Genomic DNA, 290 nt, shown 5'->3' on the forward strand with positions numbered 1-290 from the left:
GGGTGGCTGATGGGGCTCGAACCCACGACAACTGGAATCACAATCCAGGACTCTACCAACTGAGCTACAGCCACCACTGAAGGTGTTTTTTGGTACTACCTTTACCACTGGCGCGGTAAAATGGCGCACCCTACAGGATTCGAACCTGTGACCCACGGCTTAGAAGGCCGTTGCTCTATCCAACTGAGCTAAGGGTGCACTCACTATTGAATAGTGGTCGGTGAGAGAGGATTCGAACCTCCGACCCACTGGTCCCAAACCAGTTGCGCTACCGGACTGCGCTACTCACC

The 290-nt window shown here is 54.5% G+C and carries 2 tRNA genes; both read right to left on the reverse strand.

Annotated elements, in window-relative coordinates:
* Window position 1: 1 nt before the first annotated feature.
* A tRNA-His gene (locus L975_RS15035) sits at window positions 2-74 on the reverse strand.
* A gap of 47 nt (window positions 75-121) precedes the next feature.
* Window positions 122-198, reverse strand: a tRNA-Arg gene (locus L975_RS15040).
* Window positions 199-290 lie beyond the last annotated feature (92 nt).

This window comes from Plesiomonas sp. ZOR0011 (assembly GCF_000800945.1).
GTDB lineage: Bacteria > Pseudomonadota > Gammaproteobacteria > Enterobacterales > CAMTGL01 > Plesiomonas > Plesiomonas shigelloides.